26 protein-coding genes and 1 tRNA gene are annotated in these 26125 nt (G+C 72.0%); 13 read left to right on the forward strand and 14 right to left on the reverse strand.

Annotated elements, in window-relative coordinates:
- The first annotated feature begins 189 nt into the window (after positions 1 to 189).
- The gene (locus tag HNR61_RS28580; RefSeq protein WP_246443925.1) at positions 190 to 588 is read left to right on the forward strand and encodes a TetR/AcrR family transcriptional regulator C-terminal domain-containing protein; all 399 of its coding nucleotides are present in this window, start codon (positions 190 to 192) and stop codon (positions 586 to 588) included.
- A 53-nt stretch (positions 589 to 641) separates the two neighbouring features.
- On the opposite strand, the gene HNR61_RS48315 is transcribed toward HNR61_RS28580, so the two are convergent.
- The gene (locus tag HNR61_RS48315) at positions 642 to 881 is read right to left on the reverse strand and encodes a hypothetical protein (RefSeq protein WP_246443881.1); all 240 of its coding nucleotides are present in this window, start codon (positions 879 to 881) and stop codon (positions 642 to 644) included.
- Between the two features lie 695 nt (positions 882 to 1576).
- On the opposite strand from HNR61_RS48315, the gene HNR61_RS28590 reads away from it, so the two are divergent.
- Positions 1577 to 2233 carry a response regulator gene (locus HNR61_RS28590; protein WP_182846271.1) on the forward strand — a complete coding sequence of 219 codons (657 nt, stop codon included), beginning with the start codon at positions 1577 to 1579 and terminating at the stop codon, positions 2231 to 2233.
- Between the two features lie 510 nt (positions 2234 to 2743).
- Entirely contained in the window at positions 2744 to 3400 is a 657-nt protein-coding gene (locus HNR61_RS28595) for a LysE family translocator (RefSeq protein WP_312898140.1), read from the forward strand.
- Positions 3401 to 3528: 128 nt separating this feature from the next.
- On the opposite strand, the gene HNR61_RS28600 is transcribed toward HNR61_RS28595, so the two are convergent.
- Positions 3529 to 4740 carry an MFS transporter gene (locus HNR61_RS28600; RefSeq protein WP_182846272.1) on the reverse strand — a complete coding sequence of 404 codons (1212 nt, stop codon included), beginning with the start codon at positions 4738 to 4740 and terminating at the stop codon, positions 3529 to 3531.
- Between the two features lie 80 nt (positions 4741 to 4820).
- Here HNR61_RS28600 and HNR61_RS28605 point away from each other — a divergent pair, with 80 nt between their 5' ends.
- Positions 4821 to 5693: a LysR family transcriptional regulator gene (locus HNR61_RS28605; RefSeq protein ID WP_182846273.1), complete on the forward strand. Its 873-nt coding sequence runs from the start codon at positions 4821 to 4823 to the stop codon at positions 5691 to 5693.
- Between the two features lie 62 nt (positions 5694 to 5755).
- On the opposite strand, the gene HNR61_RS28610 is transcribed toward HNR61_RS28605, so the two are convergent.
- Complete coding sequence (locus HNR61_RS28610) at positions 5756 to 7210, reverse strand: MFS transporter (RefSeq protein ID WP_245681840.1); 1455 nt, start codon at positions 7208 to 7210, stop codon at positions 5756 to 5758.
- 75 nt (positions 7211 to 7285) lie between these two features.
- Here HNR61_RS28610 and HNR61_RS28615 point away from each other — a divergent pair, with 75 nt between their 5' ends.
- Both HNR61_RS28615 and HNR61_RS28620 read left to right on the forward strand, forming a co-directional pair.
- The gene (locus HNR61_RS28615) at positions 7286 to 7711 is read left to right on the forward strand and encodes a MarR family winged helix-turn-helix transcriptional regulator (protein WP_246443883.1); all 426 of its coding nucleotides are present in this window, start codon (positions 7286 to 7288) and stop codon (positions 7709 to 7711) included.
- Positions 7712 to 7855: 144 nt separating this feature from the next.
- The gene (locus HNR61_RS28620; protein ID WP_220509900.1) at positions 7856 to 8287 is read left to right on the forward strand and encodes an SSI family serine proteinase inhibitor; all 432 of its coding nucleotides are present in this window, start codon (positions 7856 to 7858) and stop codon (positions 8285 to 8287) included.
- Between the two features lie 98 nt (positions 8288 to 8385).
- On the opposite strand, the gene HNR61_RS28625 is transcribed toward HNR61_RS28620, so the two are convergent.
- The 3 genes from HNR61_RS28625 to HNR61_RS28635 all read right to left on the reverse strand — a co-directional run bounded on the left by HNR61_RS28625 (position 8386) and on the right by HNR61_RS28635 (position 10961).
- Positions 8386 to 9588, reverse strand: coding sequence for a YibE/F family protein (locus HNR61_RS28625; protein ID WP_182846276.1), 1203 nt, complete (start codon positions 9586 to 9588; stop codon positions 8386 to 8388).
- 10 nt (positions 9589 to 9598) lie between these two features.
- Positions 9599 to 10186, reverse strand: coding sequence for a TMEM165/GDT1 family protein (locus tag HNR61_RS28630; protein ID WP_182846277.1), 588 nt, complete (start codon positions 10184 to 10186; stop codon positions 9599 to 9601).
- Between the two features lie 262 nt (positions 10187 to 10448).
- Positions 10449 to 10961 (reverse strand): protein-tyrosine phosphatase family protein, encoded by a 513-nt coding sequence (locus HNR61_RS28635; RefSeq protein WP_182846278.1) that lies wholly within the window; start codon positions 10959 to 10961, stop codon positions 10449 to 10451.
- 348 nt (positions 10962 to 11309) lie between these two features.
- Between HNR61_RS28635 and HNR61_RS28640 the strand changes: the two genes are divergently transcribed.
- Both HNR61_RS28640 and HNR61_RS28645 read left to right on the forward strand, forming a co-directional pair.
- Positions 11310 to 12161, forward strand: a complete 852-nt coding sequence (locus HNR61_RS28640; protein WP_182846279.1) for an SDR family NAD(P)-dependent oxidoreductase — start codon at positions 11310 to 11312, stop codon at positions 12159 to 12161.
- Between the two features lie 162 nt (positions 12162 to 12323).
- Positions 12324 to 13265, forward strand: coding sequence for a tetratricopeptide repeat protein (locus tag HNR61_RS28645; protein ID WP_182846280.1), 942 nt, complete (start codon positions 12324 to 12326; stop codon positions 13263 to 13265).
- Between the two features lie 10 nt (positions 13266 to 13275).
- Here the strand turns inward: HNR61_RS28645 and HNR61_RS28650 are convergent, their stop codons facing one another.
- Complete coding sequence (locus tag HNR61_RS28650; RefSeq protein ID WP_182846281.1) at positions 13276 to 13617, reverse strand: VOC family protein; 342 nt, start codon at positions 13615 to 13617, stop codon at positions 13276 to 13278.
- 166 nt (positions 13618 to 13783) lie between these two features.
- Positions 13784 to 14134 carry a winged helix-turn-helix transcriptional regulator gene (locus HNR61_RS28655; RefSeq protein ID WP_182846282.1) on the reverse strand — a complete coding sequence of 117 codons (351 nt, stop codon included), beginning with the start codon at positions 14132 to 14134 and terminating at the stop codon, positions 13784 to 13786.
- A gap of 45 nt (positions 14135 to 14179) precedes the next feature.
- Between HNR61_RS28655 and HNR61_RS28660 the strand changes: the two genes are divergently transcribed.
- Positions 14180 to 15058, forward strand: coding sequence for an NAD(P)-dependent oxidoreductase (locus HNR61_RS28660; RefSeq protein ID WP_182846283.1), 879 nt, complete (start codon positions 14180 to 14182; stop codon positions 15056 to 15058).
- Positions 15059 to 15090: 32 nt separating this feature from the next.
- On the opposite strand, the gene HNR61_RS28665 is transcribed toward HNR61_RS28660, so the two are convergent.
- Genes HNR61_RS28665 through HNR61_RS28675 form a run of 3 tightly spaced genes read right to left on the reverse strand, consistent with a single transcriptional unit; the run spans position 15091 to position 18394 of the window.
- Complete coding sequence (locus tag HNR61_RS28665) at positions 15091 to 17469, reverse strand: ATP-binding cassette domain-containing protein (RefSeq protein WP_182846284.1); 2379 nt, start codon at positions 17467 to 17469, stop codon at positions 15091 to 15093.
- A gap of 44 nt (positions 17470 to 17513) precedes the next feature.
- Positions 17514 to 17924 carry a VOC family protein gene (locus tag HNR61_RS28670; RefSeq protein WP_182846285.1) on the reverse strand — a complete coding sequence of 137 codons (411 nt, stop codon included), beginning with the start codon at positions 17922 to 17924 and terminating at the stop codon, positions 17514 to 17516.
- 5 nt (positions 17925 to 17929) lie between these two features.
- Positions 17930 to 18394, reverse strand: coding sequence for a helix-turn-helix transcriptional regulator (locus tag HNR61_RS28675; protein ID WP_182846286.1), 465 nt, complete (start codon positions 18392 to 18394; stop codon positions 17930 to 17932).
- A gap of 210 nt (positions 18395 to 18604) precedes the next feature.
- Here HNR61_RS28675 and HNR61_RS28680 point away from each other — a divergent pair, with 210 nt between their 5' ends.
- Both HNR61_RS28680 and HNR61_RS28685 read left to right on the forward strand, forming a co-directional pair.
- Positions 18605 to 19054: a DUF6292 family protein gene (locus tag HNR61_RS28680; protein WP_182846287.1), complete on the forward strand. Its 450-nt coding sequence runs from the start codon at positions 18605 to 18607 to the stop codon at positions 19052 to 19054.
- A gap of 252 nt (positions 19055 to 19306) precedes the next feature.
- A complete protein-coding gene (locus HNR61_RS28685) occupies positions 19307 to 20620 on the forward strand; it encodes an aspartyl protease family protein (RefSeq protein ID WP_182846288.1) in 1314 nt (437 codons plus the stop codon).
- A gap of 176 nt (positions 20621 to 20796) precedes the next feature.
- Here HNR61_RS28685 and HNR61_RS28690 read toward each other — a convergent pair whose 3' ends face one another.
- The 3 genes from HNR61_RS28690 to HNR61_RS28705 form a co-directional block, all read right to left on the reverse strand.
- A complete protein-coding gene (locus HNR61_RS28690; protein ID WP_182846289.1) occupies positions 20797 to 21885 on the reverse strand; it encodes a hypothetical protein in 1089 nt (362 codons plus the stop codon).
- A gap of 514 nt (positions 21886 to 22399) precedes the next feature.
- A tRNA-Thr gene (locus tag HNR61_RS28700) sits at positions 22400 to 22472 on the reverse strand.
- A 55-nt stretch (positions 22473 to 22527) separates the two neighbouring features.
- Positions 22528 to 24027 (reverse strand): alpha/beta hydrolase, encoded by a 1500-nt coding sequence (locus HNR61_RS28705; protein ID WP_246443884.1) that lies wholly within the window; start codon positions 24025 to 24027, stop codon positions 22528 to 22530.
- A gap of 159 nt (positions 24028 to 24186) precedes the next feature.
- Between HNR61_RS28705 and HNR61_RS28710 the strand changes: the two genes are divergently transcribed.
- Entirely contained in the window at positions 24187 to 25152 is a 966-nt protein-coding gene (locus HNR61_RS28710; RefSeq protein WP_312898141.1) for a glycoside hydrolase family 6 protein, read from the forward strand.
- A 55-nt stretch (positions 25153 to 25207) separates the two neighbouring features.
- Positions 25208 to 25969 (forward strand): DUF427 domain-containing protein, encoded by a 762-nt coding sequence (locus HNR61_RS28715; RefSeq protein ID WP_182846291.1) that lies wholly within the window; start codon positions 25208 to 25210, stop codon positions 25967 to 25969.
- Positions 25970 to 26125: the final 156 nt, after the last annotated feature.

Here is a 26125-nt window from a genome sequence, read left to right on the forward strand (position 1 = left end):
CCTGGAACGCCTCGTCCTTCCCGACGAGGCGCGGGTCGGTGAGCTCTCTCCCTCCCGTCGACCCGGAGCCGCGCGCCACCGGCCGCCAGAACGTTCTGCACCCAGTCCGAGCCCGACCCGTACACCAGGACGAACAGGGGCGACTGGCGCGACGCGATCCGTGCGCGCGCCTCCTCCACGCGTGCGGTCCTGTCGCGGCACGGTTGGGCCCTCGGCCTCATGGACTCCCGCCGCGCCCCGGGACCGGCGACGCTCCGCCACCACGACGCCGTCCTCGGCGTCCTCCGGGAGGCGGGGTTCACGCTGCCGATGGCCGTGCACGCCGTCTCGCTCATCGACAGCTACGTCGGAGGATTCGTCCTCCAGGAGGCGAACCTGCCGGTGGCGAAGCCGGACGACGTCGAGGAGGTGGCCGGCGGCATCCTCAAGGACCTGCCCGCGGGCGAGCTGCCGTACCTCACGGAGGTGATCGTCCACCACGCCCTGCGGCCGGGCTACGACCACACGAGCGAGTTCGGTTACGGCCTGGACCTGATCCTGGACGCGCTCGAAGCCCGCCGGAGCAAGGGCCCCGATACCGCCGCGTAGGGCTCAAGGCCCGTTCTCGAACCTCGGCGATCGTTCCGTCCCGGACGGCACGCTCACGGCCCGGTCGCGGAGTGCGGTCCGGGCCAGCCGGTGGCGGACAGGACCTCGCGCGCGATGTCCACGACGCTCCTCCCGTCCGTCGCCACCCGCGCGGTCCCCGCGGGGGCGCGCCGGTCCAGAAGCCGCGCCTTGCGGACGCTGCCCGCCAGTTCCCGTTCCAGCTCCGAGCCGAGTTCCCGGCCCGCCAGCCGCTCATGGGCGGTGGCGTCCGAGGCGGTGAGAAGGATCCGCACGCTCTCCCCATGGCCTGCCGGAACATGCCGGTCGTCTCGGGCAGCACGCTGAGGGTGTTCGTGTAGACCAGCCGGCGGTAGCCGCGCCGGGCGAAGCTGGCCCACACGGCGGTGAGGTTGCTCTCGGTGATCTGCGAACGGTCCGGATCCCCCTCCGGGGCCGGGTGCACCTGGCCCATGAAGTCGCCGTCGATGACCGCGTGCGAGACCGCGGCGGCCCGCAGCAACGCCGAGACCTCCCACGCCACCGTCGTCTTGCCGACTCCGGCCCGCCCGCCGATGAGCAGCGCTTCCGCATGGTCCACAGGGCCAGCGTGCCAGCCGGCATCCGTCTCACGCGATCCGATATCGAACGCTCTCCAGCCCGAACGCCAGGACGTGTTCCGCAAAGGGGAGGGCGGACGGGTAGGCGGAAGGTCCGAGGAGGCGGATAGTGGAATCAGCGGCGCGCCAAAGGCGGAGTGCCGCGAGAACGCGCAACGTACTGCAGGACACGCTGACGCACCACAGGCGTGCTGCTGGGCGGCGTGCTCCGCCACGGGACGTGGCAGCGTTTCGCAGGTTCGGCGGCACACCATGAAGTTGCGGAGCTTCGGCACGCACGGAAACGCGACGGCGCGGCGGCACATCGTGGAGGGGGGTGGCGGAGCGGGGCGCACGGTGTTCGGCTCGGGCGGACGTTTCTTGGAGGCCTCGTGAACGACCAGGTCATCCGCGTTCTGGTCGCCGAGGCCCGGCGGGCGTACCGGCGGGCGGTCCGCGCGCTGTTGGAGCGAGCCGGGGACATCGCGGTGGTGGGCGAGGCGGAACACGCGGACGCGGCGTTGGCCCAGGTCCTCACGGGGCGCCCCGATGTGGCGCTGGTGGATCTGCGGCTGCCGGGCGACGGGATCGCCGTGGTCCGGCGCATCGTCGAGGCGGTCCCGCACGCGCGGGTGCTGACGTTGAGCGGACGGGCGGAGAAACGCCCGCTGCTGGCCGCGATCAACGCCGGGGCCTGCGGTTACGTCCTCAAAGGCGCGCGGAGCGACGAGTTGCGCCGCGCCATCCGCCAGGCGCACCGGGGTGAGGCCGTCATCGGTCCCGTCCTGGCGTCCCACCTGGCCGAACGCGCCTCCCCCGCCGAGGCGCCGGTCGAGCCGTTCCCCGACCTGACGGGCCGCGAACGCCAGGTCCTCGACGGCATGATCCGCGGCTTGGACAACGCCGCCATCGCCACCCGCCTGTCGCTCTCCCCGAAGACCGTCCGCAACATCAGCTCGTCCGTGATGCGCAAGCTCGACGTCCACACCCGCGACGAGGCCGTCGCCATAGCCCGCGCCACGGGCCTCGACCGTCCCGGGAGTTCCTGACCGCCCCCACGACGGAAAACGAATCGCGCCACGCGACCCGGCAACGCGACCCTCACGTTCAACAGCCCAGCGGAAGCAGACCACAGAGAGGTCCGTCACGACGTCCGCCGGGCGTTCCCCTCATCGGCCTTCCACCTCAAAGACAGCGCACCGGCCCCGCCCAGCAGACCGCCCCGTGCTCGGACCGGGCGCCCGCCACGACGTCCACCGAGCGTTCCTCACACCGGCCTTCCACCTCAAGACAACGCACCAGCCCCCGCCCAGCAGATCACCGCGTACTCGGACCGGGCGCCCGTCACGACGTCCGCCGAGCGCGCCCCGCACCGGACTTCCGCCTCAAAGGCAGCGCACCGGCCCCCGGCCGGCGGACCGTCGCGTGCTCGGGCTGGTCGTGTGGAACGGTGTCGCCTACCGTGTGGGCGAGAGCGCAAGTCCCGGGTCCGTCCCGGCGGCACGCCGGGCAGCGGGAGATCGTCCCCGGGAGCCGATCGCGAGCCGCCCGATCCGGGAGTGACCGTGTTCGACACCCTGCTGCTTTTCGCCCTGGCGTCGCTGCTGGTCTCCATGGCGCCGGGGCCGACCACCGTGGTGATCATCCGGCAGTCCATCGACGCCGGGCGGCCCGCCGGGATCGCCACCGTGCTGGGCAACGAGACCGGCTGGCTGGCGTGGTGCCTGGCGGCGGCCTTCGGCCTGTCGGCCCTGCTGCTGGCCTCCCGCCTGGCCTACGACGTCCTGCGGGTCGCCGGCGCGGCCGTGCTGATCTGGTTCGGCGTCCAGGCGCTGCTGCGGGCCCGCCGCTCGATCCGCCGCGACGCCTCCGACGGCACCGGCGGCACCGGCGGCACGTCCGCCACGCCCCGTCGGCGGTCCCGGTGGCGCTGTTACCGGATGGGGCTGCTCACCAATCTGGCCAATCCCAAGGCCGGTGTGTTCGCCCTCTCCTTCCTCCCCCAGTTCGTCCCCGACGGCGCCCCGGTGCTGCCGACGCTGCTCCTGCTGGCCGCCGCCTCCACTCTGATCGACCTGGCCTGGTACCTCGGCGTCGTCGTGGCGGTCTGCCAGGTCCGGCGGCTGTTCCAGCGCCCCGCCGTCCGCCGCCGCGTGGAGTACCTCTCCGGCGTGGTCCTCGTCGCCCTGGGCGTGCGGCTGGCGGTGGGCGACTAACTCCGGAGGCGGTGCTCCCTCGGGGACTTGGCGGCGCGGTCCGGCGGGGCCCGGGGAACGGACCGCGTGCAGAACGAAACCGCCGCCGGTGCGCTTGGCTACACCGGCGGCGGTTCGACAGCCCGCCCTCACTTCTTCGTCCGGGCGCGCTCGAGCAGCCACAGCGCCACCGTGCCCGCCGACAGCACCGTCCCCAGCAGCACGACCCCCGACCAGCCGCCGTTGACCCACGCCACCGAGACCAGCGCCGAGCCCGCCGCGCCGCCGACGAAGTTGGAGGTCATGAACGCCGCGTTCAGCCGGTTGCGGGCCTCGGGCCGCAGCGCGTACACCACGTTCTGGTTGGCCACCAGCAGCCCCTGCTGCGCGAGCGACAGCAGGATCAGCCCGCCCAGCAGCCACGGCAGGGACGATCCGCCGAGCGCCAGCAGGCCCCAGGACGCCAGCATCCCGAGCGTGCCCACCCCGGTCACCCGCTGGGCGCCGCCCCGGTCGGCCTGCCGTCCGGCCATCGACGCCGCGATCGGGCCGCCCACGCCGACCAGCCCGAACAGGCCGATCGCCGCCTCGGTCCAGCCGTAGGGCGGGCGGGCCAGCAGGAACGCCAGGGCGACCCACACGCCGTTGAACGCGGCGAACGACAGCGCGCCGATCCCGGCCCGCCAGCGCAGCACCGGCTCCTCCCGGAACAGCAGCAGCGTCGACTTGATCAGCGCCGGGTACGACAGGCCCGCGTCGGAGCGCATCGCCGGCAGGGCCCGCCACAGCAGCGCCGCCATCGCGGCCATGAGCAGGGCGTTCACCCAGTAGACGGTGCGCCAGCCGCCCAGTTCCGACAGGCCGCCGGAGACGGTGCGCGACAGCAGCGCGCCCAGCAGCAGGCCCGTCATGACGGTGCCGACGACGCGGCCGCGCTGCTCGGGGGCGGCCAGCGCGGCGGCGAACGGCACCAGCACCTGCGCGGCGACCGACGCGAACGCCGTCAGGACCGTCCCGGCCAGCAGCACCGCGCCGTTGGGGGCGGTGGCCGACACCAGCAGCGACGCGGCGGTGACCATGAACAGGCCGACGGCGAGCTTGCGGCGCTCCAGCAGGTCGCCGAGCGGGACCAGGAGGAGCAGGCCCGCGCCGTAGCCGATCTGCGCGGCGGTGACGATCATCGCGGCCATCGAGGTGCCGAGGTTCAGTTCGCGGCTGAACAGGTCGAGCAGGGGGTGGGCGAAGTAGTTGGAGGCCACCGACAGGCCGGTGGCGGCCGACATCAGGAACAGCAGCCCGCGGCCGAGCCCGGCGGCCTGCCGGGTCTCCGCGGGGCGGGTGCGCAACGCGATCGTGGTCATGCCCCTACCCTGGCCTGACAGCGATCAATGAGTCCAACACATGTTTGTCATCGGAACGATCGTGATTCACGATAGATGGCGTGGACCTGCAGCAGATGCGTTACGTCGTGGCCGTCGCCGACACCGGGAGCTTCACCCGCGCCGCCGAGAGGTGCCTGGTCGTGCAGTCGGCGTTGAGCCACCAGATCGCCAAGCTGGAACGCGAGCTGGGCGCGCGGCTGTTCGACCGGACGAGCCGGATGGTGCGGCTGACCCCGGCGGGCGCGGCGTTCCTGCCCGCCGCCCGGCAGGCCCTGGACGCCGCCGAACGCGCCCGCGCCGAGGTCGCGGCGGTCACCGGGGAGATCCGCGGGAACCTGGCGATCGGCGCGATCCCCACGGTCGCGGCGGTCGACCTGCCGAACGTGCTGAAGGAGTACCACCGCCGCCACCCGCGCGTGCGGATCAGCCTGCGGACCATGGCCAGCGAGGTCCTGGTCGAGCAGGTGCGCGACGGGACGCTGGACGCGGCGCTGCTGGGGCTGCTGCCGGGCATGGAGCCGCGCGGCGTCCGCCACCGCCGGCTCGCCCACGACAACCTCGTCGCGGTCGTCCACCCCGAGCATCCGCTGGCGGGCGAACCGGAGGTCGAGCTGCGGCGGCTGGCGGACGAGACGTTCATCGACTTCCCCTCCGGAACGGTGGGCCGCGCCCAGTCCGACGCGGCGTTCGCGGCGTCGGACGTGCGGCGCGAGGTGCCGTTCGAGGTGTCGGCCGGGGAGCTGATGGTACGGATGGTGCGCAGCGGCCTCGGGATCGCGATGCTGCCCGCCGCGTTCACGCCGCAGCTCGACGGCGTCCGCACGATCTGCGTGAAGGACGCCCCGGCCCGGATCGAGGTCCTGGTGTGGAGCCGTTTCACACCGAGTCCGGCCGCCACCGCGTTCCTGGAGGCCCTCGGCTGCGCCCCCTGATCCGCGCCTGCGGCCCCCGGTGTGGACCGGGCCGGGGGCCGCAGGACGATCATCGGGGCGGGTCAGGAGGACGCGAGGGCGGGCTCGCGGCGGCGCCGCAGCAGCGGCACCACGTTCAGCGCCAGGCCGACGACCGCGACCGCCGTCACCAGGTTCACCCCGGCGTGGAACTGGCCGAAGTCGCCACCGCCGTGCGTGCCGCCCGCGACCAGCGCGGTCACCGCGGCCAGCACCAGCGCCGCGCCGACCTGCCCGGACGTCTGCACCAGGCCGGAGGCGAGCCCCTGCTCGGAGTCGTCGATCCCCTCGGTGGCCTGCGCCATGATCGAGCTGAAGCCGAACGCGAACCCGCCGCCCAGCAGCAGCATCGTCGGCAGCACCGTGAACGCGTAGTGCGGCGTGTTCCCGGCCGTGGCGATGAACCACACGTAGCCGAGGCTGAGGGACGCCATCGAGGCCAGGATCAGCCGCGACGTGCCGTACCGGTCGATGAGCCGGCCCACGAACGGCGAGCCGAACGCCACGATCAGCCCGGCGGGCAGCAGCGCGAGCGCCATCTTCAGCGGCGACCAGCGCAGCACGTCCTGGAGGTACAGCGTCATCATGAACTGGAAGCTCAGGTAGGAGCCGAACAGCGCGACCACGCTGAGGTTGGCCCGCACGATCGAGCCGATCCGCAGGATGCCGAGCCGGATCAGCGGGTGCCGCACCCGGTTCTCGGTGATCAGGAACGCGGCGAGCAGCGCGACGGCCAGCAGGATCGAGCCGATCGTCAGCGGGTCGAGCCAGCCGCGTTCGGGCGCGGACACGACGGTGTAGACGGCCAGCAGCATGCCGGCGGTCAGCGTGACCGCGCCGACCAGGTCGTGGCCGCCGCCGTCGGCGGGCTTGTCCTTCGGGATCAGCGCCAGTCCCGCGACCAGCGCCAGGATCGCCAGCGGGACCGGCGTCAGGAACGTCCACCGCCAGCCGAAGCTGGTCAGCAGGCCGCCCAGGATCAGGCCCGAGGAGTACCCGCTGGCGCCGAAGACCGAGAACACCGACAGTGCCCGGTTGCGCGCGGGTCCCTCGTGGAAGGTGGTGGTGAGGATGGACAGGGCGGTCGGCGCGGTGAACGCGGCGGCCAGGCCCTTGACGAAGCGGGTGACGATCAGCAGCGGGCCGTTGTCGACCAGCCCGCCGATCAGCGACGCCACGGCGAACACGGCGAGCGCGATCAGGAAGACGCGGCGGCGGCCGAGGAGGTCGGCGGTGCGCCCGCCGAGGAGCAGCAGGCCGCCGTAGCCGAGGACGTAGCCGTTGACGATCCACTGCAGGGAGGTGGTGGACAGGCCGAGCTCGGTCCCGATGGACGGCAGGGCGACGCCGACCATCGACACGTCCAGGCCGTCCAGGAACAGCACGGCGCACAGCACGCCGAGGACGCCCCACAACCTGGGGGTCCATCGCTGCTCGACCGGCGCGGAGCCGGCCGCGGTCGGGCTTCCGGATGCACGGGGGGTTTCGGTGATGGTCACGCCACGGGACAGTACATGCGCATGCATCAAATGTCCAAGCACTTATTGCGTTCACATTTAATTCACGTGCATCTGATGCGTGCGCATGGTACGCTGCGCGGCATGAAGTCGGAGGCGGAGCTGATCGGCCAGTGGCGCTCGTTGCTGACCAGCTACAACACGGTCGCCTGCCGCCTGGACCGCGCGCTGCAGGACGAGCACGGCCTGACGATGAGCGAGTTCGAGACCCTCGACCGCCTCGTCGCCAACGAACGTGACAAATGCCGCATGCAGGAGATCGCGGCGGACATGTACCTGAGCCAGAGCGCCCTGTCCCGCACCGTCGCCCGCCTGGAGAAGGACGGGCTGGTCGAGCGAGCCCTGTGCGAGGTCGACCGGCGCGGCGTCATCGTCGTGGTCACCGAGGCGGGGCGGCGGCGACACGCCGAGGCCCGCCGGACCCATCTGGCGGTCCTCGCCGAGCATCTCGCCCCCGCCGAGGCCCCGGCCACCACCCGCTGACGGCCTTCACCGAGGGCCGTTACGTCACCCGGCGCGGACAGCAACCTGCCCCGCCGGCAGCCATCCGTCACCCCGCGTCCCGCGCGTCCGCCATCCCACTGCCGTCACACTGTGTACAGGAATCACTACACAGTGGAGGCAACCTTGCGTGTCCCCGCCCTCTCCGGCGTAACCGCGCTGCTCACCGCCGCCCTGATCCCCGCCGTCCTGATCCCCGCCGTCCTGATCCCCGCCACGGCCCTTCCGACCGACGCCGTCCTCGGCCCGCCCACCGCGGAGTTCGACCTGACCGTGGCGGACGCGGCCGGAACGCCCCTGCGCGGCGCGCTCCTGACCTGCCCCGACGGCCTCGGCAACCATCCCCACGGCGAGGAGACCTGCGCCGTCCTCGAATCGGTCGGCGGGGACCTCGACCGCCTGCCCGGCGCCCTCCACTCCTGCGCCCGGGGGCACGCCCCGGTCACCGCGACCGCGACGGGCGTCCGGCAGGGCGTCCCGGTGTGGTGGAGCCGGACGTTCGCCAACGCCTGCGAGATGGACGCGAGGACCGGCCCGGTGTTCCGGTTCTGGGACTAGGGCCTGCTTCGACGTGGGCCTCGGCCAAGCGCGCGAGCGCGTTCCCTGACCTGCGGGCCCGAGGTCACGCGCCGCGGGCCGGGGCTTGGGAACACGATCTAGTGGACGTGGGCGGCGTGCGGCTCGGGCTCGGCGGGCCGCCCCGCCGCCGCGTCGCCGCGCGACCGCGCCAGCGCCGCCAGCACCGTCGTGACCGGAACCGCCGCGATCAGCCCGATCGTCCCGGCGACGCTCCGCACGATCTCCTGCGCGACGATCTGCCCGGTCACCACCTCGCCGAGCGGCTGCCGCCCCACCGTGAACAGCAGCAGCAGCGGCAGCGACGCGCCCGCGTAGGCCAGCACGATCGTGTTGATCACCGAGGCGATGTGCGCCCGGCCGACCCGCGCGCCCGCCCGGTACAGGTCCCGGAACCGGGAGGCGGGGTTGGCGTGGGCGAGTTCGGCGACGGTGACGGCCTGGGTGACGGTGACGTCGTCGAGCACGCCCAGCGACCCGATGATGATGCTCGCCAGCAGCAGCCCCTCGGTGCTGATCTGGTAGCCGAGGTTCAGGTTCAGCGCGCTGTCGTCCACGAACCCGCTCAGGTGCGCCATCTCCATCGCCGCCCAGGCGAACGCGCCGGTGAGGACGAGGCTGACCAGCGTTCCGACCACCGCGACCGAGGTGGTGACCGTGAACCCGTGCGTCAGGTACAGCACCGTCAGCATGATCGCCGACGCGCAGACGATCGCGGCGAGCAGCGGTGGCGCGCCGTCCAGGATCGCGGGCAGCAGGAACTGGAGCAGCAGCACGAACGTGATCGCCAGCCCGACCAGCGCGGTCAGCCCGCGCCACCGCCCGAACGCCACCACCGCCAGCACGAACGCCAGCCCGACCAGCCACAGCGCGTTCGACCGGTCGTGGTCGGACAGCTGGTAGGGGTTGCCGTCCGGGGACTCGCCCGCGTTGATCAGCACGACGTCGTCGCCGGTCGAGAACACCTGCGAGCCGGGGCCGTTCGGCAGCTCGACCGGGACGACCTGCCCCTTGCTGAGGCCCGAGGTCAGCTGGACGTGCGCCTGGCCGCAGGTCCGCGGGTCGGACTTCGCCGCGCCGACCGGCGGCGGGCACGGCCTGAGGTCGATCCCCACGACCTCCCCGTTGAACCTCGGCATGCTCTGCCCGCCCCCGGACTTCACCTCCGACGGCCACATCCACACCAACGCGACCAGCGTGACCAGTGCCAGCGGCACCACGACCGCCAGGCTCGCCCGTACCGCGCCCGGCGCCGCCGGAACCCGTCCGTGATGCGCACCCATCGTTTCCGCCCTATCCCGTGAACGCCTCGACCAGTGACCAGACTGCCAGCGCCAGCATGACCACGCCGCCCACCCGTTGCACCGTCTTCAACGGAACCCGGTCGGCGATGAACCTGCCGGCGACCAGCGCGAGCGCCGACACCGTCGTCAGCGCCAGCAGGGCCCCGGCCGCGACCGGCAGGGCCTCGCGCGTGGCGGCCATGTTCGCGGTGGTGATCTGCGTCAGATCGCCCCACTCGCCGACGAACACGACCGTGAACGCCGTCGCCCAGGTCGCCGCGAAGCCCGTCACCCGCCGCCCCCGCGCGACGTCGTCGTCCTCCCCGTCGTCCCCGCCGCGCAGCAGCGTCCAGGCCCCGAACGCGAACAGCGCCGCCGCCACGATCTGTACCAGCATCTCGGGCAGCAGCGAGAACACGCTGCCGGCCGCCACGGCGATGGCGACGTGCACCACGAACGCGCTCGCCGTTCCCAGCCACACCCACGACGGGCGCATCCGGGTGCCCATCGCCAGCGAGGCGAACATGGTCTTGTCCGGCAACTCGGCCAGGAATATCAGCACGAACGTGGTCGCGAACGTGGCGACGTCGAACGACATGGAACCGGCGGCCTCTCCCGACGGGCCGGGCCGCGCGACGCCACCCGGGACGGGAGGACCACTCGGCCCGGCATGACGAATGCGCCCGGTCTCCCGGGCACGTCCTACCAGGCCGAAGGTCTCGTCCACCGCTCCACGCGGCCCGAGGGCCGGGCCACCCCTGGGGGCGGCCAGTATGTCGACCTCTCGGCGGTTCGGGACTACTCCCCTTCGCCGCCGCTCACCCTACCCGACGCGGTCGACCCCGCCGCGCCACCGGGCCTCAGGCGTCGTCGCTGACCTCGTCCAGCCCCACCAGCAGCTCGGCGACGCCGAGCCCGGTGGTCAGGTAGTCGACGAAAAGCTGGTTGTTGAGCGCCCACCGGGACCGCCGGTACCGCACCAGGAAGATCGCGTCCTCCACGGGATACCCCAGCTCCACCAGCGCCTGGACGATGACGAGACCCGACCGGTTGTACCCCGACCGGCACCGCACGAGCACCCGCCGGCCCTCGCGCACGTCGTCGGCGACGATCTCCGCCAGCTCGCGGACGGCGGTGATCTGGCCGGCGCTCAACGGCCCGTCGGGGACCTCCCGGCAGTGGTGCGCGACCCCGTCCCCGGGCCCGCACCCGTCCCGCCGGTGGAGGCTGACGACGACGTCGAACTCGCGCCCGACGACGACGGGAACCGGTTCGCCGCCGCTCCCGCGGCAGTGGTGCCCGCCCATGAACAGGCCGGGCACGATCTCGTTCCACGGCGACTCGGCATCGGGAACTGGCCCCTTGAGACGCATACGACCCCCTGTCCGGAACCCCCATGATCCACTGCGGCCGTCCCGCCCCGCCCCCGCTGGCCCGAACCGGCCACCACGGCATACGAAGCGCCCGCGGAGTCACACCGGTGGAGGGGCCTGGACGTTGCTGGCGGTGGTTCCGCCGCTTCTGGCCTGCTGGTGGCTACGCAGGCCACCCCGCCCCGCGACTCCGGCGCGTGGGAGCGCGAGAGGGCGTGGGGAGACGCAGGTCACTCCCGGTGGGTGTCACAGCTTCGCCGGGTCGTGTGTCTGGAGGGCGTAACAGCCGACAGCGGCGGCCCGGGGCGACCCCGGAACGCCGCCACCGCGAAGGGACGGAACGTCATCATGAGCAAGGTCTGGTTCGTCACCGGTTCGTCGCGCGGCCTGGGCCGCGAGTTCGTCGAGGCCGCCCTGTCGCGCGGCGACAAGGTGGCCGCCACCGCCCGCAGCACCGCGAGCCTTGAGGACCTGGTCGCCACCTACGGCGAGGCGGTGCTCCCCCTCGAACTGGACGTGACCGACAGGGCCGCCGTGTTCGAGAGCGTGAAGCGGGCCAAGGAGCGCTTCGGCCGCCTCGACGTCATCGTCAACAACGCCGGTTACGCCCAGATCGGCGCGGTCGAGGAGTTGACCGAGCGGGAACTGCGCGACCAGATGGAGACCAACCTGTTCGGCGCGGTGTGGGTGGTCCAGGCCACGCTGCCCCACCTGCGCGCGCAGGGTTCCGGGCACATCATCCAGCTGTCCTCGGCCGCCGGGCTGATCGCGATGCCGCTCGGCGGCGCCTACCACGCCTCCAAGTGGGCCCTGGAGGGGTTGAACGAGGCCCTGGCCGGTGAGGTCGCCGGGTTCGGCGTCAAGGTGACCATCATCGAGCCGGGCGGGTTCGCCACCCGCTCCGGCAAGAACCCCGACCCGCTGAACAACGGTCACATGGCCCAGCCCGACCCGGCCTACGCCGGTCTCCGCCAGCGCCTGGCCGCGGTCACCGGAAAGCAGCCCGCCGGAGACCCGGCCGCCGCGGCCCGGACCCTCCTGAAGATCGTCGACTCCGACGAGCCGCCCCTGCGGGTGCTGTTCGGCCAGGGCTTCTACCCGATGATCCGGCAGGCCTACACCGACCGGGTCAGGACCTGGGACGACGGGCAGGACCTGGCGGCGGCGGCCCACGGCGACCTCGACCAGGCGGGCCGGTGACCCCGGCGAGACGCTGACGAAGGTGATCGACGCGCATCGCCACGATGCCGCCGGAACGCCCGGCCCCCTCCCCCTTCAGCGCCGCCCCGGCGCTGGAGGGGCGCGGACCGCGTCGCGCGGAACCGCCACCGCGCCCGTCCGGTGCGGGATAGCGTGCGCCCCATGATCGATGACGGCGGGGACGCCCGGTTGGTGCGGGCGGGGCGGTTGCTCGCCGAGTGCTGGTGGCGCTTCCGGTTCGGCAACGGCACGGAGGAGATCGCCGACCACCTCGCCGAGGCGGAACGCCTGTACGACTCGTTCACCGACCAGACGCCGGGCGACGTGGAGAGCGCGGCCACGGTCGCCATCGGGCGTTCCACCGTCGCCGCGTTCGCGCTGCGGCTGTGCGTGGACGTCGAGCATGGGCTCAACGGCGGATGGGACTGGGACCACGAGGGCCCTCCGCTCGGCGAGATGGAGGAGTGGGACGAGGACGGCGTCTCCGCCGCGGCCGCCGAACGGGCCGTCCGGGTGGCGCGGGCGGCCCTCGACGCCGACCCCGACGATCCCCTGGTGCCCCTCCAGTTGGGGCAGGCGCTCGCCTGGATCGGTGACCGGGACGGCGCCGTCGCCGCCTACGCGGAGGCGTTGCGGCGCGACCCGTGGGACGGCGCCGCCGGCGAATGCCTGGGGATGCTCGACGTGGATCCCCCCAAGCCGCCACCCGCCGATCCGGTCAGCCGACGCCGCTACGGCTTCGCCGCGCTGCGCGTGGAGGACCGCGTCACCAATTCCGAATGGTTCGAGCAACGGCGGCTCTACGGTTCCCTCGCCGCCGCCCGCGCGGACGCCGACGCGGCCGTGCGCGATGACGAGGGTCTGGAACGGGAGCTCCTGGAGCACACGCTGAGGCTGGAACTGGAAGTGCGCCTGCCGGGCCGGCCCGTCACCACCTACGACCTGATCAGCCGGGTGCCGGACCACCCGGACGTCGGGCCGTTCGCCATCGACTGGTCGGGCGTCCCGGTTGACGAACCGCTGGAGCCGCCGCTGCCGCCGGGACGCGTTCTGCGCATGGACGGCATGCCGTGCTTCTACGCGGCCACGGCACCGGCTCCGTGATCCGGACGGGTCACAGCGGAGCGCCGCCGAAGCCGATCTCGTTCCCCTCGGGGTCGCGGAACGTGGCCTTGCGCACGCCGTTGGAGTACGTCTCCCGCTCCGCCGGGTGCAGTCCCCGTTCGGCGATCCGCGCGAGGCGCTCGTCGAAGTCGTCGACGAAGACCGTGTGCATGGCGTGGCCGGCGCGCTCGGGCCGGTGCTCGACGAACACGGACCGGTGCTCGGCGAGCTCCCACACGGCCTCCGTGTCGCTCACGACGAACGTCGGCGGGGAGCCCAGCAGCCGTTCGTACCACTCCAGGGCCGCCGCGTAGTCGGCGACGGGGATCCCCGCGAACAGGTCCAGAGCCATGCCACGATCCTAGGAACCCCCTCGGACAGAGTTGGGCCGGTGCCCCTCGCCCCCAGCCGACACCCACTTTTTTGTGGGTACTTGGCGGGGACGCGGCGGCGGGGCGAACCTGGTGTCGGGCGGTCGGCGGGCCGCACGGCCGAGGAGGAACGGAGGGGGCGCGTGGTCAGGAAGCCGACCGTGCCTCGACGACTTTCTCCAGACGCCGGTGGCCCCAGTCGGAGAGAGGGGCCAGCGCCTCGGACAGGTCGCGGCCGAACCCCGTCAGGGAGTAGACCGTCTTCAGCGGCAGCCCCTCGTGCACCTCGCGGTGCACCAGGCCGTCGTCCTCCATCTCCCGGAGGGCCTGGGTCAGCACCTTCTCGCTGAGGCCCGGCAGCCGCCGGCGCAGCTCGCCGGGCCGGTGCGGGCGGTCCTCCAGCAGCCAGAGCAGGCCCGTCTTCCACTTGCCGTCGATCACGGCGATCGCGGCCGTCACCCCGCAGACGTTCGTGTTCTGGGCGAGCTTGCGCGTCATCACTGTCCCGTCCGTTGTTCTTCGCTTTGTCGTGGAGGTTGAACCATGTCTGACAAGTCTGCCGTCACCGTGATCGGTCTGGGACCGATGGGGCGGGCCCTGGCCGGCGCGTTCGTGGACGCCGGTGTGCGGACCACCGTGTGGAACCGGACCCCGGGCCGGGACCGCGAACTGGTCGAACGCGGCGCGGTCCGGGCCCGTTCCGTGGAGGAGGCGGTCACCGCGAGCGGGCTGACCGTGGTCTGCGTGGTCGACTACGACGCGGCCGACGCGATCCTGCGGCGCGACGCGGTCGCCGCCGCGCTCAAGGACCGCACGGTGGTGAACCTGACCGCCGACACGCCCGGACGGGCCCGCGCCACCGCGTCCTGGGCGGCCGACCACGGCATCCGGTACCTGGACGGCGCGATCATGACGCCGACCGTCACCATCGGGACCCCCGACGCGGTGTTCATCCACAGCGGCCCGCACGACCTCTACCGGGAGCACCTGCCGGTGCTGGAGGCGCTGGGCGGCACCCACACCCACCTGGGCGAGGACATCGGCCGCGCCGCCGCGTACGACATCGCGCTGCTGGACATCTTCTGGACCGCGATGACGGGCTACGCGCACGCCCTGGCCGTGGCGAAGGCGGAGGGGATCACCGCGCGCGAGCTGGCGCCGTTCGCCAAGGGCATCAGCGCGATCCTGTCGCCGGGCTTCGAAGAGCTCGCGGCGAGGGTGGACGAGGGGGACTTCTCCGGCGAGGGCAACCCGATCACCTCGGCGGCGTCGTCCATGGCCCACATCATCCACACCTCCGAGGGCCACGGCATCGACGCCGGCGTCATGCGGGCCGCCGAGGGCCTGGCCCGCCGCGTCATCGGGCTGGGTCACGGCACCGACGGCTTCCTCCGGGTCACCGAGCTGCTGGGACGCCGCTGACGCCCCCCGCGGCGGGCGCGGGGGGCGCCGGGTCAGGCGCCGACGTAGTCCGCCAGGTGCCGGCCGGTGAGGGTCGAGCGGGCGGCGACCAGGTCGGCGGGGGTGCCCTCGAAGACGATCCGGCCGCCGTCGTGCCCGGCGCCGGGACCGAGGTCGATGATCCAGTCGGCGTGCGCCATGACCGCCTGGTGGTGCTCGACGACGATGACCGACTTGCCGGAGTCGACGAGCCGGTCGAGCAGCCCGAGCAGCTGCTCGACGTCGGCGAGGTGCAGCCCGGCGGTCGGCTCGTCGAGGACGTAGACGCCGCCCTTCTCGGCCATGTGGGTGGCCAGCTTCAGCCGCTGCCGCTCGCCGCCGGACAGCGTGGTGAGCGGCTGGCCGACGGTGAGGTAGCCGAGCCCGACGTCGGCGAGCCGGACGAGGACGCGGTGCGCGGCGGGCGTGCGCGCCTCGCCGTCGCCGAAGAACTCCCCGGCCTCGGCCACCGACATCGCGAGCACCTCGCTGATGTCGCGGCCGCCGAGCCGGTACTCCAGCACCGACGCCTGGAACCGCTTGCCCTCGCAGTCCTCGCAGGTGGTGGCGACCCCGGCCATCATCGCCAGGTCGGTGTAGACGACGCCGGCGCCGTTGCAGGCGGGGCAGGCGCCCTCGGAGTTGGCGCTGAACAGCGCGGGCTTGACGCCGTTGGCCTTCGCGAACGCCTTGCGGACCGGGTCCAGCAGGCCGGTGTAGGTCGCCGGGTTGCTCCGCCGCGAGCCCTTGATCGGCGTCTGGTCGATCGACACCACGCCCGCGCCGGCGGGCACCGACCCGTGCACGAGCGAGCTCTTGCCGGAACCCGCCACGCCGGTGACGACGCACAGCACGCCGAGCGGGACGTCCACATCGACGTTCCGGAGGTTGTTGGCCGTCGCGCCGCGGATCTCCAGCGCGCCGGCCGGCTTCCGCACCGTCTCCTTCAGCGTGGCCCGGTCGTCCAGGTGGCGGCCGGTGACGGTGCCGCTGTCCCGCAGCCCCTCGACGGTGCCCTCGAAGCAGACGTCACCGCCCGCCGCGCCCGCGCCGGGACCGAGGTCGACGACATGGTCGGCGATGGCGATCACTTCCGGCTTGTGCTCCACGACCAGCACCGTGTTGCCCTTGTCGCGCAGCCGCAGCAGCAGCTCGTTCATCCGCTGGATGTCGTGCGGGTGCAGGCCCGTGGTGGGCTCGTCGAAGACGTAGGTGACGTCGGTGAGCGAGGAGCCGAGATGGCGGATCATCTTGGTGCGCTGCGCCTCGCCGCCCGACAGGGTGCCCGCCGGCCGGTCGAGCGCCAGGTAGCCGAGCCCGATCTCCACGAACGAGTCCAGGGTGTCCCCCAGCGCCGCCAGCAGCGGCGCGACCGACGGCTCGTCCAGCTCGCGCACCCACGCCGCCAGGTCCCTGATCTCCATCGCGCAGGCGTCGGCGATGCTGATCCCCCTGATCTTCGACGACCGGGCCGCCGCGCTCAGCCGGGTGCCGCCGCACTCGGGGCAGGCGGTGAAGGTGACGGCCCGCTCCACGAACGCCCGGATGTGCGGCTGCATCGCCTCCTTGTCCTTGGACAGGAACGACTTCTGGATCTTCGGGATCAGGCCCTCGTAGGTGAGGTTCACGCCCTCGACCTTGACCCTGGTCGGCTCCCCGTACAGGAACGCGTGCATCTCCTCGTCGGTGAACTCGCGGATCGGCTTGTCCGGGTCGAGCAGGCCCGACTCGGCGTAGACCCGCGTGGTCCAGAAGCTGTCGGACTTCCAGCCGGGGATGGTGAACGCGCCCTCGGCGATCGACCTGGAGTCGTCGTAGAGCTGGGCGAGGTCGATGTCGGAGACCTTGCCGCGCCCCTCGCACTCGGGGCACATGCCGCCGGTGCGGGTGAAGGTCGCCTTCACCGCCTTCTTCGCGCCGCGCTCGACCGTGATCGCGCCGCTCGCCCGGACCGAGGGGACGTTGAAGGCGTACGCGCTGGGCGGGCCGATGTGCGGCTCCCCGAGCCGGCTGAACAGGATGCGCAGCATCGCGTTGGCGTCGGTGGCGGTCCCGACCGTGGAGCGGGGGTCGGAGCCCATCCGCTGCTGGTCGACGACGATCGCGGTCGTCAGCCCGTCCAGCACGTCGACCTCGGGACGCGCGAGCGCCGGCATGAAGCCCTGCACGAAGGCGCTGTAGGTCTCGTTGATCAGCCGCTGCGACTCCGCCGCGATCGTGCTGAACACCAGCGAGCTCTTGCCCGAGCCGGAGACGCCGGTGAACACCGTCAGCCGGCGCTTGGGGATCTCGACCTTGACGTCCTTGAGGTTGTTCTCGCGCGCGCCGTGCACGCGGATCAGGTCGTGCCTGTCGGCGGCGTGCGGCCGCGCGTCCCCCGTGGGCATGCTCATCGTGTCTCCGTTGGTCGGGCGGGCCGCGGTCCTGACCGGACGGCTCAGCGCAGTTCCTGGATGCGGACCATGTTGCCCGCGGGATCACGCAGGGCGCAGTCGCGAACGCCGTAGGGCTGGTCGATCGGCTCCTGGGCGACCTCGGCGCCGCCCGCCACCGCCCGCTCGAAGGTGCCGTCGAGATCGTCGGTGGCCAGGACGATGCCGGCGAGGGTGCCCTTGGCCATCATCTCGGCGATGGTGCGGCGCTCCTCGTCGGTGACACCGGGATCGGCGGCCGGCGGCTGCAGGACGATGGACGTTTCGGGCTGGCCCTTGGGACCGACCGTGATCCAGCGCATCCCGTCGTACCCGACGTCGTTGCGGACCTCGAACCCGAGGACGTCGCGGTAGAAGACCAGTGAGGCGTCCGGGTCGTCATGCGGCAGGAAGCTCGCGTGAATGTTGATACCCATGCCGGTCACGCTAGCTGCGGCTCCGTGACCGGCGCTTCTCGATTCCTGATCGGTCTGGTCACCTGTTTCGCCACGCACGACGGCATCCCCGCCGTCGCGCCCGCCGCGCGGCGCCGGTAGACGCTGGGCGGCACGCCGACCAGCTCGGTGAAGCGGGTGCTGAAGGTGCCCAGCGACGAGCAGCCGACCGCGAAGCAGACCTCGGTGACGCTGAGGTCGCCCCGCCGCAGCAGCGCCATCGCGCGCTCGATGCGCCGCGTCATCAGGTAGGCGTACGGCGACTCGCCATAGGCGCGCCGGAACTCGCGGCTGAGATGCCCCGCCGACACGTTCACCCCGCGGGCCAGCGCCTCGACGTCCAGCGGCCGCGCGTACTCCCGATCGATCCGGTCCCGGACCTGACGCAACCGCGCGAGATCACGCAGCCGCTGCCGGCTCGCGTCCTCAGGCTCCGATCGATGGTGCCCCACACCCCCATTTTCCCACGAACCGTCCGCCCGTGGGCAGACCTCGGAGCGCGCGAAGGTGCTCACCGTTCCTCTCCGCACGGATGAAAGGCACCGAGTACGACGTCTCGCCGGCTTCGAAGGGGCCGTGAAACACCTTTTGGAATTCATCCGGCCCGCAAGTCGCCTCTTATCGCCTGTAGGGCATTAACCACAGGTGCGAGCATCGGAGCCATGACCAGACGTGAGCGCACTGACCACCGTTACTACATCGAGGCTGTTGGCAACGCGCTGAAAGCCCAGGGCATCGCGACCGGCGGGGTCACCGGCGGCATGTCGCGTGAATACAAGCGCCGCACCGCGGCCATCGGCTTCGGCGGAGAGGTGATCTGGGACTACGACGACTCCCACACCACTTTGTCCCTCTACCTCGAATGGGATGAGGAACGCGGCTGGATGATGCACGACATCCACGAGCCCGGCGCCGCTCGGGGCATGGCGCACGGGCAGTACAACCTCGACCTCGGCCTGGTCCCCGAACCGGAAAAGGTCGTGCTGCACGTTCAGCACATGCTCAGGACCGGCAGCCCCGGCCGCTTCGACCCCGTGGGGCGTTGCCACCGTTCGGCCGCCGAGCACGACCCGGCGTTCGAAGCGGCACTGGCCGCCTACCTCCTGGCCTGACGCACGTTCAACCCGTCTGGCCGCGTCATCGCCGACGCGCCCGGCTCGCGACCTGTGCGGTGGCCGGGCTGTCACGGTCACCTGCGGCGGGATCCTCCCGCCGCCGAGGATCGGGTGTATCGCGGGCGTATCGAAATTCGCATACGCCACCGCAACACTCATCCGTCTTCGGTGGGGCGTGGACCGCAGCGGTCCGTGCCGGGGGCGCGGCGCCCCCGGCTCCGGAAGGTGAGCACGGAAGAGGGGAAGACCGTGGCTGTTGACGGGAGATGGGACCGGCGTTCGCTGTTGCGGGGGGCGGCCGTGGTGGCCGGCGCCGCCGCGACCACACCGCTGCTGGGCAAGGCGGCGACGGCGCACGCCGAGGGCGGTGACGCGGACGCGTTGTTCAAGGCCGGGAAGTTCGAGCAGGCCGGCCGCGCGTATGAGGAGATCCTGAAAAAGGACCCCACGGATCTGCACGCGGCGCGGCAGCGCGGCTATGTCGGGCTACTGGCCAACAGGTTCCCCGAGGCTGAGAAGTACCTCACGATGGCCCTCGGACTGGCGCCCGGCGACAAGGAGACCAACTGGCTGCTGGGCGACTGCTACATCCGGCAGGACAAGTTCTCCCTCTCCGTACCGCGCTGGCGGGCGGCCGACGAGGAGCCCTATGCCAAATGGTTCGCGGCGGTCCGCGGCGAGCCGTACCAGATCCATGGCGACGTCGGCCGGGTGCCGTTCCAGCAGGTGGACCCGATGCCGCTGGTGGAGGCCTCGGTCAACGGCGGACCGGCGAAGCGCTTCACGTTCTACACCGGCGCCCCGAACCTGAGCCTGACCTCGACGGTCGCCAGGGAAGCCGGGCTGAGCCCCGTCGCCAGCCAGAAGATCGACGTCGAGGGCGGCTCCGTATGGGCGCACTACGGGGTGTTGGAGTCGTTCGAGCTGGGCGGGATCGAGCTGCGCAACGTCCCCGTGGGCTGGTCGGCGACGGAGTCGGGCGAGGACGTCGACACCGACAGCGACGGCATGATCGGCACGTGGGTCTTCTACCACTTGCTGACCACCTTCGACTACGCCGGCCGGTCGCTGATCCTGCGCCGCCCGACCCCCGAAGCGGCCGGCAGGGCGCGCGCCGCCGCCGCGCGGGCCGGGGCCGAGCCCCTGCCGCTGTGGCTGGCCCGTGACCACTACCTGCACAGCAGGGGCAGCATCGCCGGCTCCGGCCCACGGGTGGTGGGCGTGAACTTCGGCGGAACCGGCGAGCAGGCCGCGGTCGTGTTCGGGGAAACGGCCGAGCGGTTGCGGATCCGCACCGACCACGACCGGCCGCTCGGGACGTTCGCCCAAAGCCACCCGGCCGTCGTCTACCCCTGCTACCCGAAGGAGATCCGCCTCGGCGGCGCCGCCGCCAGGGAGATCTACTGCACCACGCACCCCAACAAGCCGATCAACGTGCCCTGGCCCTACGGACCGGGGTTCGATGTCCCGGCCGCCTTCTTCCAGAGCTTCTTCAAGCCCTACAACATCACCCTCGACTTCACCCGCATGAACCTCTACATCGCCTCCGGCAAGGCCACCTGACCGTTCCGAGGCGACGGGAACCCTCCCGGCTCCATGGCACCGCATCGCCCGCCGCCCCCGGGAGGGGAATCCGGCAAACCACGCGTCCTCGTAGGTCATGAACGGCGACGTTCATGACCCGGGGCCGGTCTCCAGGGGTGGTCGGGAGGCCGACACCTCCGGAGACCGGCCATGGGTCAGCGGTAGGACAGCACCCCGCCGGTCGCGGTGGTGCGGGTCTCCCAGCCGGCCGATCCGAGCAGGCCGCCGCCCGGGGCGGGCGCGAGGTCGGCCAGCTCGACGTACTGGAGGCCCGTCCCCTTCACAGGAGAACTACTCCAGGAGCCCGAAGCCGTGCGACGGAACAGGAACGACCGATAGTCGCCCGTGGAGGCGAACATCCAGAGCCCGCCCTTGCCGTCGGGCACGAACGAGCCGTTCTCGTGCCACGCCACGCGCTTGGGCAGCCGCTCGGAGCGCCAGCGCTTGCCGTCGAAGCGCAGCAGGTAGGCGTCGGTGCGCTGCGCGGACCAGATGCTCGCGTTCACGGCCAGCCACAGCGTTCCCCGCGCGGCGAAGAGCCTGCCGTAGACGAGTTGCGCCTTGGCGGGGTCGCGCAGCGCGGCGGGCAGTGAGCCGCGCGGGTCGGGGACCGACCGCCAGCGCTTGCCGTCGAAGCGTCCGGCGACCGGCCCGCCGCCACTCCGCCAGCCCACGGCCCACAGGTCCCTGCCCGAGCGCAGGTCGGCGCTCCAGACGACGAACGGCATGGTCGTCTTCTTCCAGCCGCGCGGGGTGCCGTGCCAGGCGACGGGACGGCGGTCCGTCGGCCCGTCGGTCCCGAAGACCCACACGTTCCGGGGGCCGACGACCGTCACGGCGGTCACGATCGTGTTCCCGAGCGTCTGAACGGTCTTCCATCTCCTGCCGTCGAAGCGCATCGCGACGGGCTGCCCGTTCTTGGTGCCGAGCGTCGCGGCCCACACGTCGCTGGCCGAACCGGCGTCGGCGGCGACGACCTCGCCGCGCGCCTGCGAGGGCAACGCGACCTGCCGCCAGGTGGGTCCCTCACGCCGGAACGCGGTGGCGCGGCCGTCCCGGTAGCCGCGGCCGCCGAAGGCCCAGGTGGTCTTGCCCACCGTCAGCAGCCGGGACCCGTGACGCAGCGACTCGTGCTGCATGGAGGCCCGCCAGGCGGGGCTCGTCGCGGCCCGCGCGGCCGGGGCGGTCAGCAACGCGGCGGTGACGGCTCCCGCCGTCGCGAGGGTCAGGACGGTCGTTCTCAAGGGGGTTCTCCGATCTCGGTGCTCGCCCCTCATCCTGACCAAAACGATCTTCGCGCACCTGAGTACGAATACTCATATTCAGCGAAAACGCCCTAGGCACCGCCGCTCAAGCCCCGGGAAACCGAGAAGCGAACGGCCCGGACTCCGATCCAGCTCACGTTCCCCACCTGGCGGCCTCCGCCGTGGGGAACCGCCACATCGTCGGACGTCCACCCCGACGGTCTCAAGATCACCCTCAAGGGCTCGACCGGCGTGATCAACGGGGAGCGGGTCCAGGGGCCGACCAAGAGCGGGTGCACCCGCGCGGTGACCATCGACCAGGAGACGGCGAACGTCCTCCGGCACGTCCACGCGACGACGCTGCTCCCCAACGGCGTTCCCGTCCGCTTGGTCGCCGTCCGGCTCGGGCACGCGGACACGGCGCTCACGCTGCGGGTCCACACCAAGGCCATGGACGGAGGCGCTGTCAGCAAGAAGGCCCCTCCCGATGATCGGAAGGGGCCTTCTACCTGGGAGCCGCCTATCGGAATCGAACCGATGACCTATTCATTACGAGTGAATCGCTCTGCCGACTGAGCTAAGGCGGCGTGCCACCTGGGGTGGCGGGCAGAAGTCTACCCAATCTTTCGGGGTGTGTGTGCATCAGCCGCAGCGGGTCCCGTTCGTCGGGGGTTCGGCCGTGGTCAGGTAGCGGTCGGTGGCCTGGGTCACGCAGCGGTCCCCCTGGAGGTAGGCGGTGTGGCCGTCGCCGTTGAACGTCAGCAGGACGCCCGAGTCCAGTTGCTTGGCGAGGGCCTCGGACCAGGCGTACGGGGTCGCCGGGTCGCGCAGGGTGCCGATCACCAGGATGGGGGCCGCGCCGGTCGCGGTGGGAGGCTTCGGTTCGGCCTCGGGCTTGGCCGGCCAGTAGACGCACGGGAGGCCGCCCCAGACCACGAACGGGCCGAAGCGCGGCGCCGACCTGCGGGCCTCGGCGACGGACTCGCCGTAGGTCCTGGCGTCGGGCGGGTTGGGCTTGTCCACGCAGTTCACGGACATGTTCGCGGCGACCTGGTTGCTGTAGGTGCCGTCGGGCTTCCGCTCCACCATCAGGTCGGCGATGGTGATCAGCTGGGTGCCGTCGCCCTGGCCGACCGCCTGGCCCAGGGCCTGGCGGAGGAACGGCCAGCTCTCCTTGTTGTAGAGCGCCGTCGCGATGCCCATCGCCACCCAGGACTCGGTGACCTTGCGGCTGTCGCGGCGGTTGGTGAGGGGGCGCTCGTCCGCCTGGCGGAGGAGGGCGGAGACCCGGTCGACCGCCGCGTCGGCGGTGGCGCCGAGGGGGCAGGCCGAGGTCTTCACGCAGTCCTCGGCGAAGGACCGCAGGGCCGTCTCGAAGCCCTTGGCCTGCTCCACGAGGAGGCCGGTGGAGGTCTGCTTGGGGTCCACCGCGCCGTCCAGGACCAGGGCCCTGACGTTCTTGGGGAACTGGTCGGCGTAGTACGCGCCCAGGTAGGTGCCGTAGGAGGCGCCGTAGTAGGTCATCTTCCGGTCGCCGGCCGCGGCGCGCAGGATGTCCATGTCCCGGGCCGCGTTCAGGGTGCCGACATGGGGCAGGCGGGCGGCGGAGCCGGTCTGGCAGGACTGGGCGAACGTCCTGCTCTCGTCGGCCAGCGCGTCGGTCTCGCGCTGGCCGTCGGGGGACGAGTCGGTGCTGAAGAAGCGGTCGAGGCCGGGGCCGTCCAGGCAGCGGACGGGGGCGCTGGCGCCGACGCCGCGGGGGTCGAAGCCGACGATGTCGAAGCGGCGCAGGAGCTCGGGGCTGAACGCGCGGGCCGTCTTGCGGACGAACTCCACGCCGGACGCCCCCGGGCCGCCGGGGTTGGTGAACAGGGAGCCGATGCGGCCGGACCGCCCGCTCGCGGGCAGGCGGACCATGGAGATCCGGATGGTCTCGCCGCCGGGCCTGGCGTAGTCGAGGGGGACCTCGACCGTCGCGCACTGGAAGTCGCCGTCGCAGTCCTTCCAGGAGGCCTTCTGGCCGTAGAAGCGGTCCAGGCCGGGTGGTGTGCCGGTGGGCGTGGCCTGAGGGACCGCGCTGTCCGTGCATGCCGCCAGGGCGCACGCCATCAGGACGGCACCGGTGATCTTCACTGCCCGCATCTGGATCCCTTCCACTGTTCTGCGACCACGCTACGTGCCCGGAAGGGGGAGGACCATCGGGTCGGTCGTTGGTGTGGATAATTCGGTTTCGCGTGCGTCGGGCGTCCCGCTGCCCCCAGACTGGGCCCGACCGTAATGATCATGTTCGGAGGGAGACCCGTGCTCGCGAGGAAGCTTCTCGTCCTGCTCCCGGTGGTGGCGCTGGCCGGCTGCGCGCAGCAGGACGTCCAGGTGAGCGCCGCCAGCCAGGCGGTCGCCAGCCCGTTCTACGTGGACCCCGGCTCCAACCCCGCCAACTGGGTGCGCGCCCATCCGAACGACCCGCGCGCAGCGAAGATCAAGCAGGCCGTCGCGCAGCGTCCGATGGGCCGCTGGTTCGGCGGGTGGAGCGGTGACGTCCGCAAGGCCGCCGACGGTTACGTGGCGGCGGCGCAGCGGGCGGGCAAGACGCCGATCCTGGTGCCCTACAACATCACCGACCGCGACTGCAGCGGCCATTCGAGCGGCGGGGCGGGCAGCCCGGCCAAGTACCGGGCGTGGATCGAGGCGTTCGCGGCCGGGATCGGAACGCGGCCCGCCGTCGTCGTGCTGGAGCCGGACGCCGTGGCCCAGATCGGCTGCCTGCCCACCGAGGCCGCCCGCAAGTCCCGCAGGGACCTGCTCAAGCACGCGGTCAACCAGCTCAAGGCCAAGGCGCCCAAGGCCAAGGTCTACCTGGACGGCGGGAACGCCAGGTGGCACAAGCCCGCCGACATCGCAGCGTTGATGCACTCGGCGGGGCTCAAGAACGTTCGCGGGTTCGCCCTGAACGTCTCCAACTACTTCACCACCGCCGACACCGTGAAGTACGCCAAGGAGGTCAACGCCGCGCTGTCGGCCAAGTACGGCTACACCCGCACGTTCGTGGTGGACACCAGCCGTAACGGCAAGGGCGGCCGGCCCGGTGACTGGTGCAACCCCGCCGGGGCCAAGCTCGGCACCGTCTCCCAGATGGGCGGCGGCGCGGAGATGCTGCTGTGGGTGAAGGTGCCGGGCGACTCCGACGGCAAGTGCGGCGTCGCCCCGAACACGCCCGCCGGGCAGTTCAGCCCCGACCTGGCGATGCGGCTGATCGACGGGCGCTGACCGGATACGGTCCCCGGCGGCGAAATACCGGCCCGCCGGGGGCCGTTGCCCGGATATGAGCACCCCACAGGACACGACGCGGCGGACGCGGGTCCGGATCGAGCCGAGCGCCAAGCGCGTCCGCGCCTATCTGGGCGGGCATCTGGTGGCCGACACCGTCCGCCCCTCCCTGGTCTGGGAATCGCCCTACTACCCGACCTACTACGTTCCGGTCGACGACGTCCGGGCCGAACTCGTCAAGGAGGGCGCCGGGCGGCGGTCGCCCAGCAAGGGCGGCTCGACCCTCTACACCGTGCGGGTGGACGGCGTGGAGGCGTCCGGGGCGGCGTTGCGTTACGAGGAGTCCCCGGTCGAGGAGCTGCGCGGGCTGGTGCGGCTGGAGTGGGACGCGATGGACGCCTGGTTCGAGGAGGACGAGGAGGTCTTCGTGCATCCCCGCAGCCCGTACACGCGGGTGGACGTGCTGCCGAGCTCGCGGCACGTGCGGGTGGAGGTGGACGGGGTCGTCGTCGCCGAGTCGAACGCGCCCCGGCTGCTGTTCGAGACCGGCCTGCCGACCCGGTACTACCTGCCGAAGGCCCATGTCCGGATGGATCTGCTGGAGCCGAGCGGGACGGTGACCCACTGCCCCTACAAGGGCACGGCGCGGTACTGGTCGGTGCGCGCCGGGGACCGGCTCCACGAGGATCTGGCCTGGTCATACCCCACGCCGTTGCCGGAGAGCCGGGGCGTCGACGGTCTGGTGGCGTTCTACGACGAGAAGGTGGACGTGTACGTCGACGGGGTCCTCCAGGAGAGGCCCAGGACCGCGTTCTGACGGGTTTGCGCCTTCGCTCACAACTTCACACGACGCTTTTGGCAGCAGGCATTACACCGTTTGATGGCACATAGTGCGATGGTGTGATGCCTGTCGCTTTTGCGGGCGGGCTCTTGCCCTCATGGCTACGGCTACGTAAGCGTAGGTTACGCCACC

Source organism: Actinomadura kijaniata (genome assembly GCF_014138665.1).
Classification (GTDB): Bacteria; Actinomycetota; Actinomycetes; order Streptosporangiales; family Streptosporangiaceae; genus Spirillospora; species Spirillospora kijaniata.

Excerpts from the sequence above, each read along its gene's own strand:
- HNR61_RS28650 (WP_182846281.1), bottom strand. The coding sequence starts at position 13,617 with ATGGCTCTGGACCTGTTCGCGGGGATCCCCGTCGCCGACTACGCGGCG.
- HNR61_RS28670 (WP_182846285.1), bottom strand. The coding sequence starts at position 17,924 with ATGGGTATCAACATTCACGCGAGCTTCCTGCCGCATGACGACCCGGAC.
- HNR61_RS28625 (WP_182846276.1), bottom strand. The coding sequence starts at position 9,588 with ATGGGTGCGCATCACGGACGGGTTCCGGCGGCGCCGGGCGCGGTACGG.
- HNR61_RS28665 (WP_182846284.1), bottom strand. The coding sequence starts at position 17,469 with ATGAGCATGCCCACGGGGGACGCGCGGCCGCACGCCGCCGACAGGCAC.
- HNR61_RS28600 (WP_182846272.1), bottom strand. The coding sequence starts at position 4,740 with ATGACCACGATCGCGTTGCGCACCCGCCCCGCGGAGACCCGGCAGGCC.
- HNR61_RS28715 (WP_182846291.1), top strand. The coding sequence starts at position 25,208 with ATGAGCACCCCACAGGACACGACGCGGCGGACGCGGGTCCGGATCGAG.
- HNR61_RS28655 (WP_182846282.1), bottom strand. The coding sequence starts at position 14,134 with ATGACGCGCAAGCTCGCCCAGAACACGAACGTCTGCGGGGTGACGGCC.
- HNR61_RS28635 (WP_182846278.1), bottom strand. The coding sequence starts at position 10,961 with ATGCGTCTCAAGGGGCCAGTTCCCGATGCCGAGTCGCCGTGGAACGAG.
- HNR61_RS28660 (WP_182846283.1), top strand. The coding sequence starts at position 14,180 with ATGTCTGACAAGTCTGCCGTCACCGTGATCGGTCTGGGACCGATGGGG.
- HNR61_RS28615 (WP_246443883.1), top strand. The coding sequence starts at position 7,286 with ATGCGTGCGCATGGTACGCTGCGCGGCATGAAGTCGGAGGCGGAGCTG.
- HNR61_RS28630 (WP_182846277.1), bottom strand. The coding sequence starts at position 10,186 with ATGTCGTTCGACGTCGCCACGTTCGCGACCACGTTCGTGCTGATATTC.
- HNR61_RS28680 (WP_182846287.1), top strand. The coding sequence starts at position 18,605 with ATGACCAGACGTGAGCGCACTGACCACCGTTACTACATCGAGGCTGTT.
- HNR61_RS28705 (WP_246443884.1), bottom strand. The coding sequence starts at position 24,027 with ATGCGGGCAGTGAAGATCACCGGTGCCGTCCTGATGGCGTGCGCCCTG.
- HNR61_RS28645 (WP_182846280.1), top strand. The coding sequence starts at position 12,324 with ATGATCGATGACGGCGGGGACGCCCGGTTGGTGCGGGCGGGGCGGTTG.
- HNR61_RS28640 (WP_182846279.1), top strand. The coding sequence starts at position 11,310 with ATGAGCAAGGTCTGGTTCGTCACCGGTTCGTCGCGCGGCCTGGGCCGC.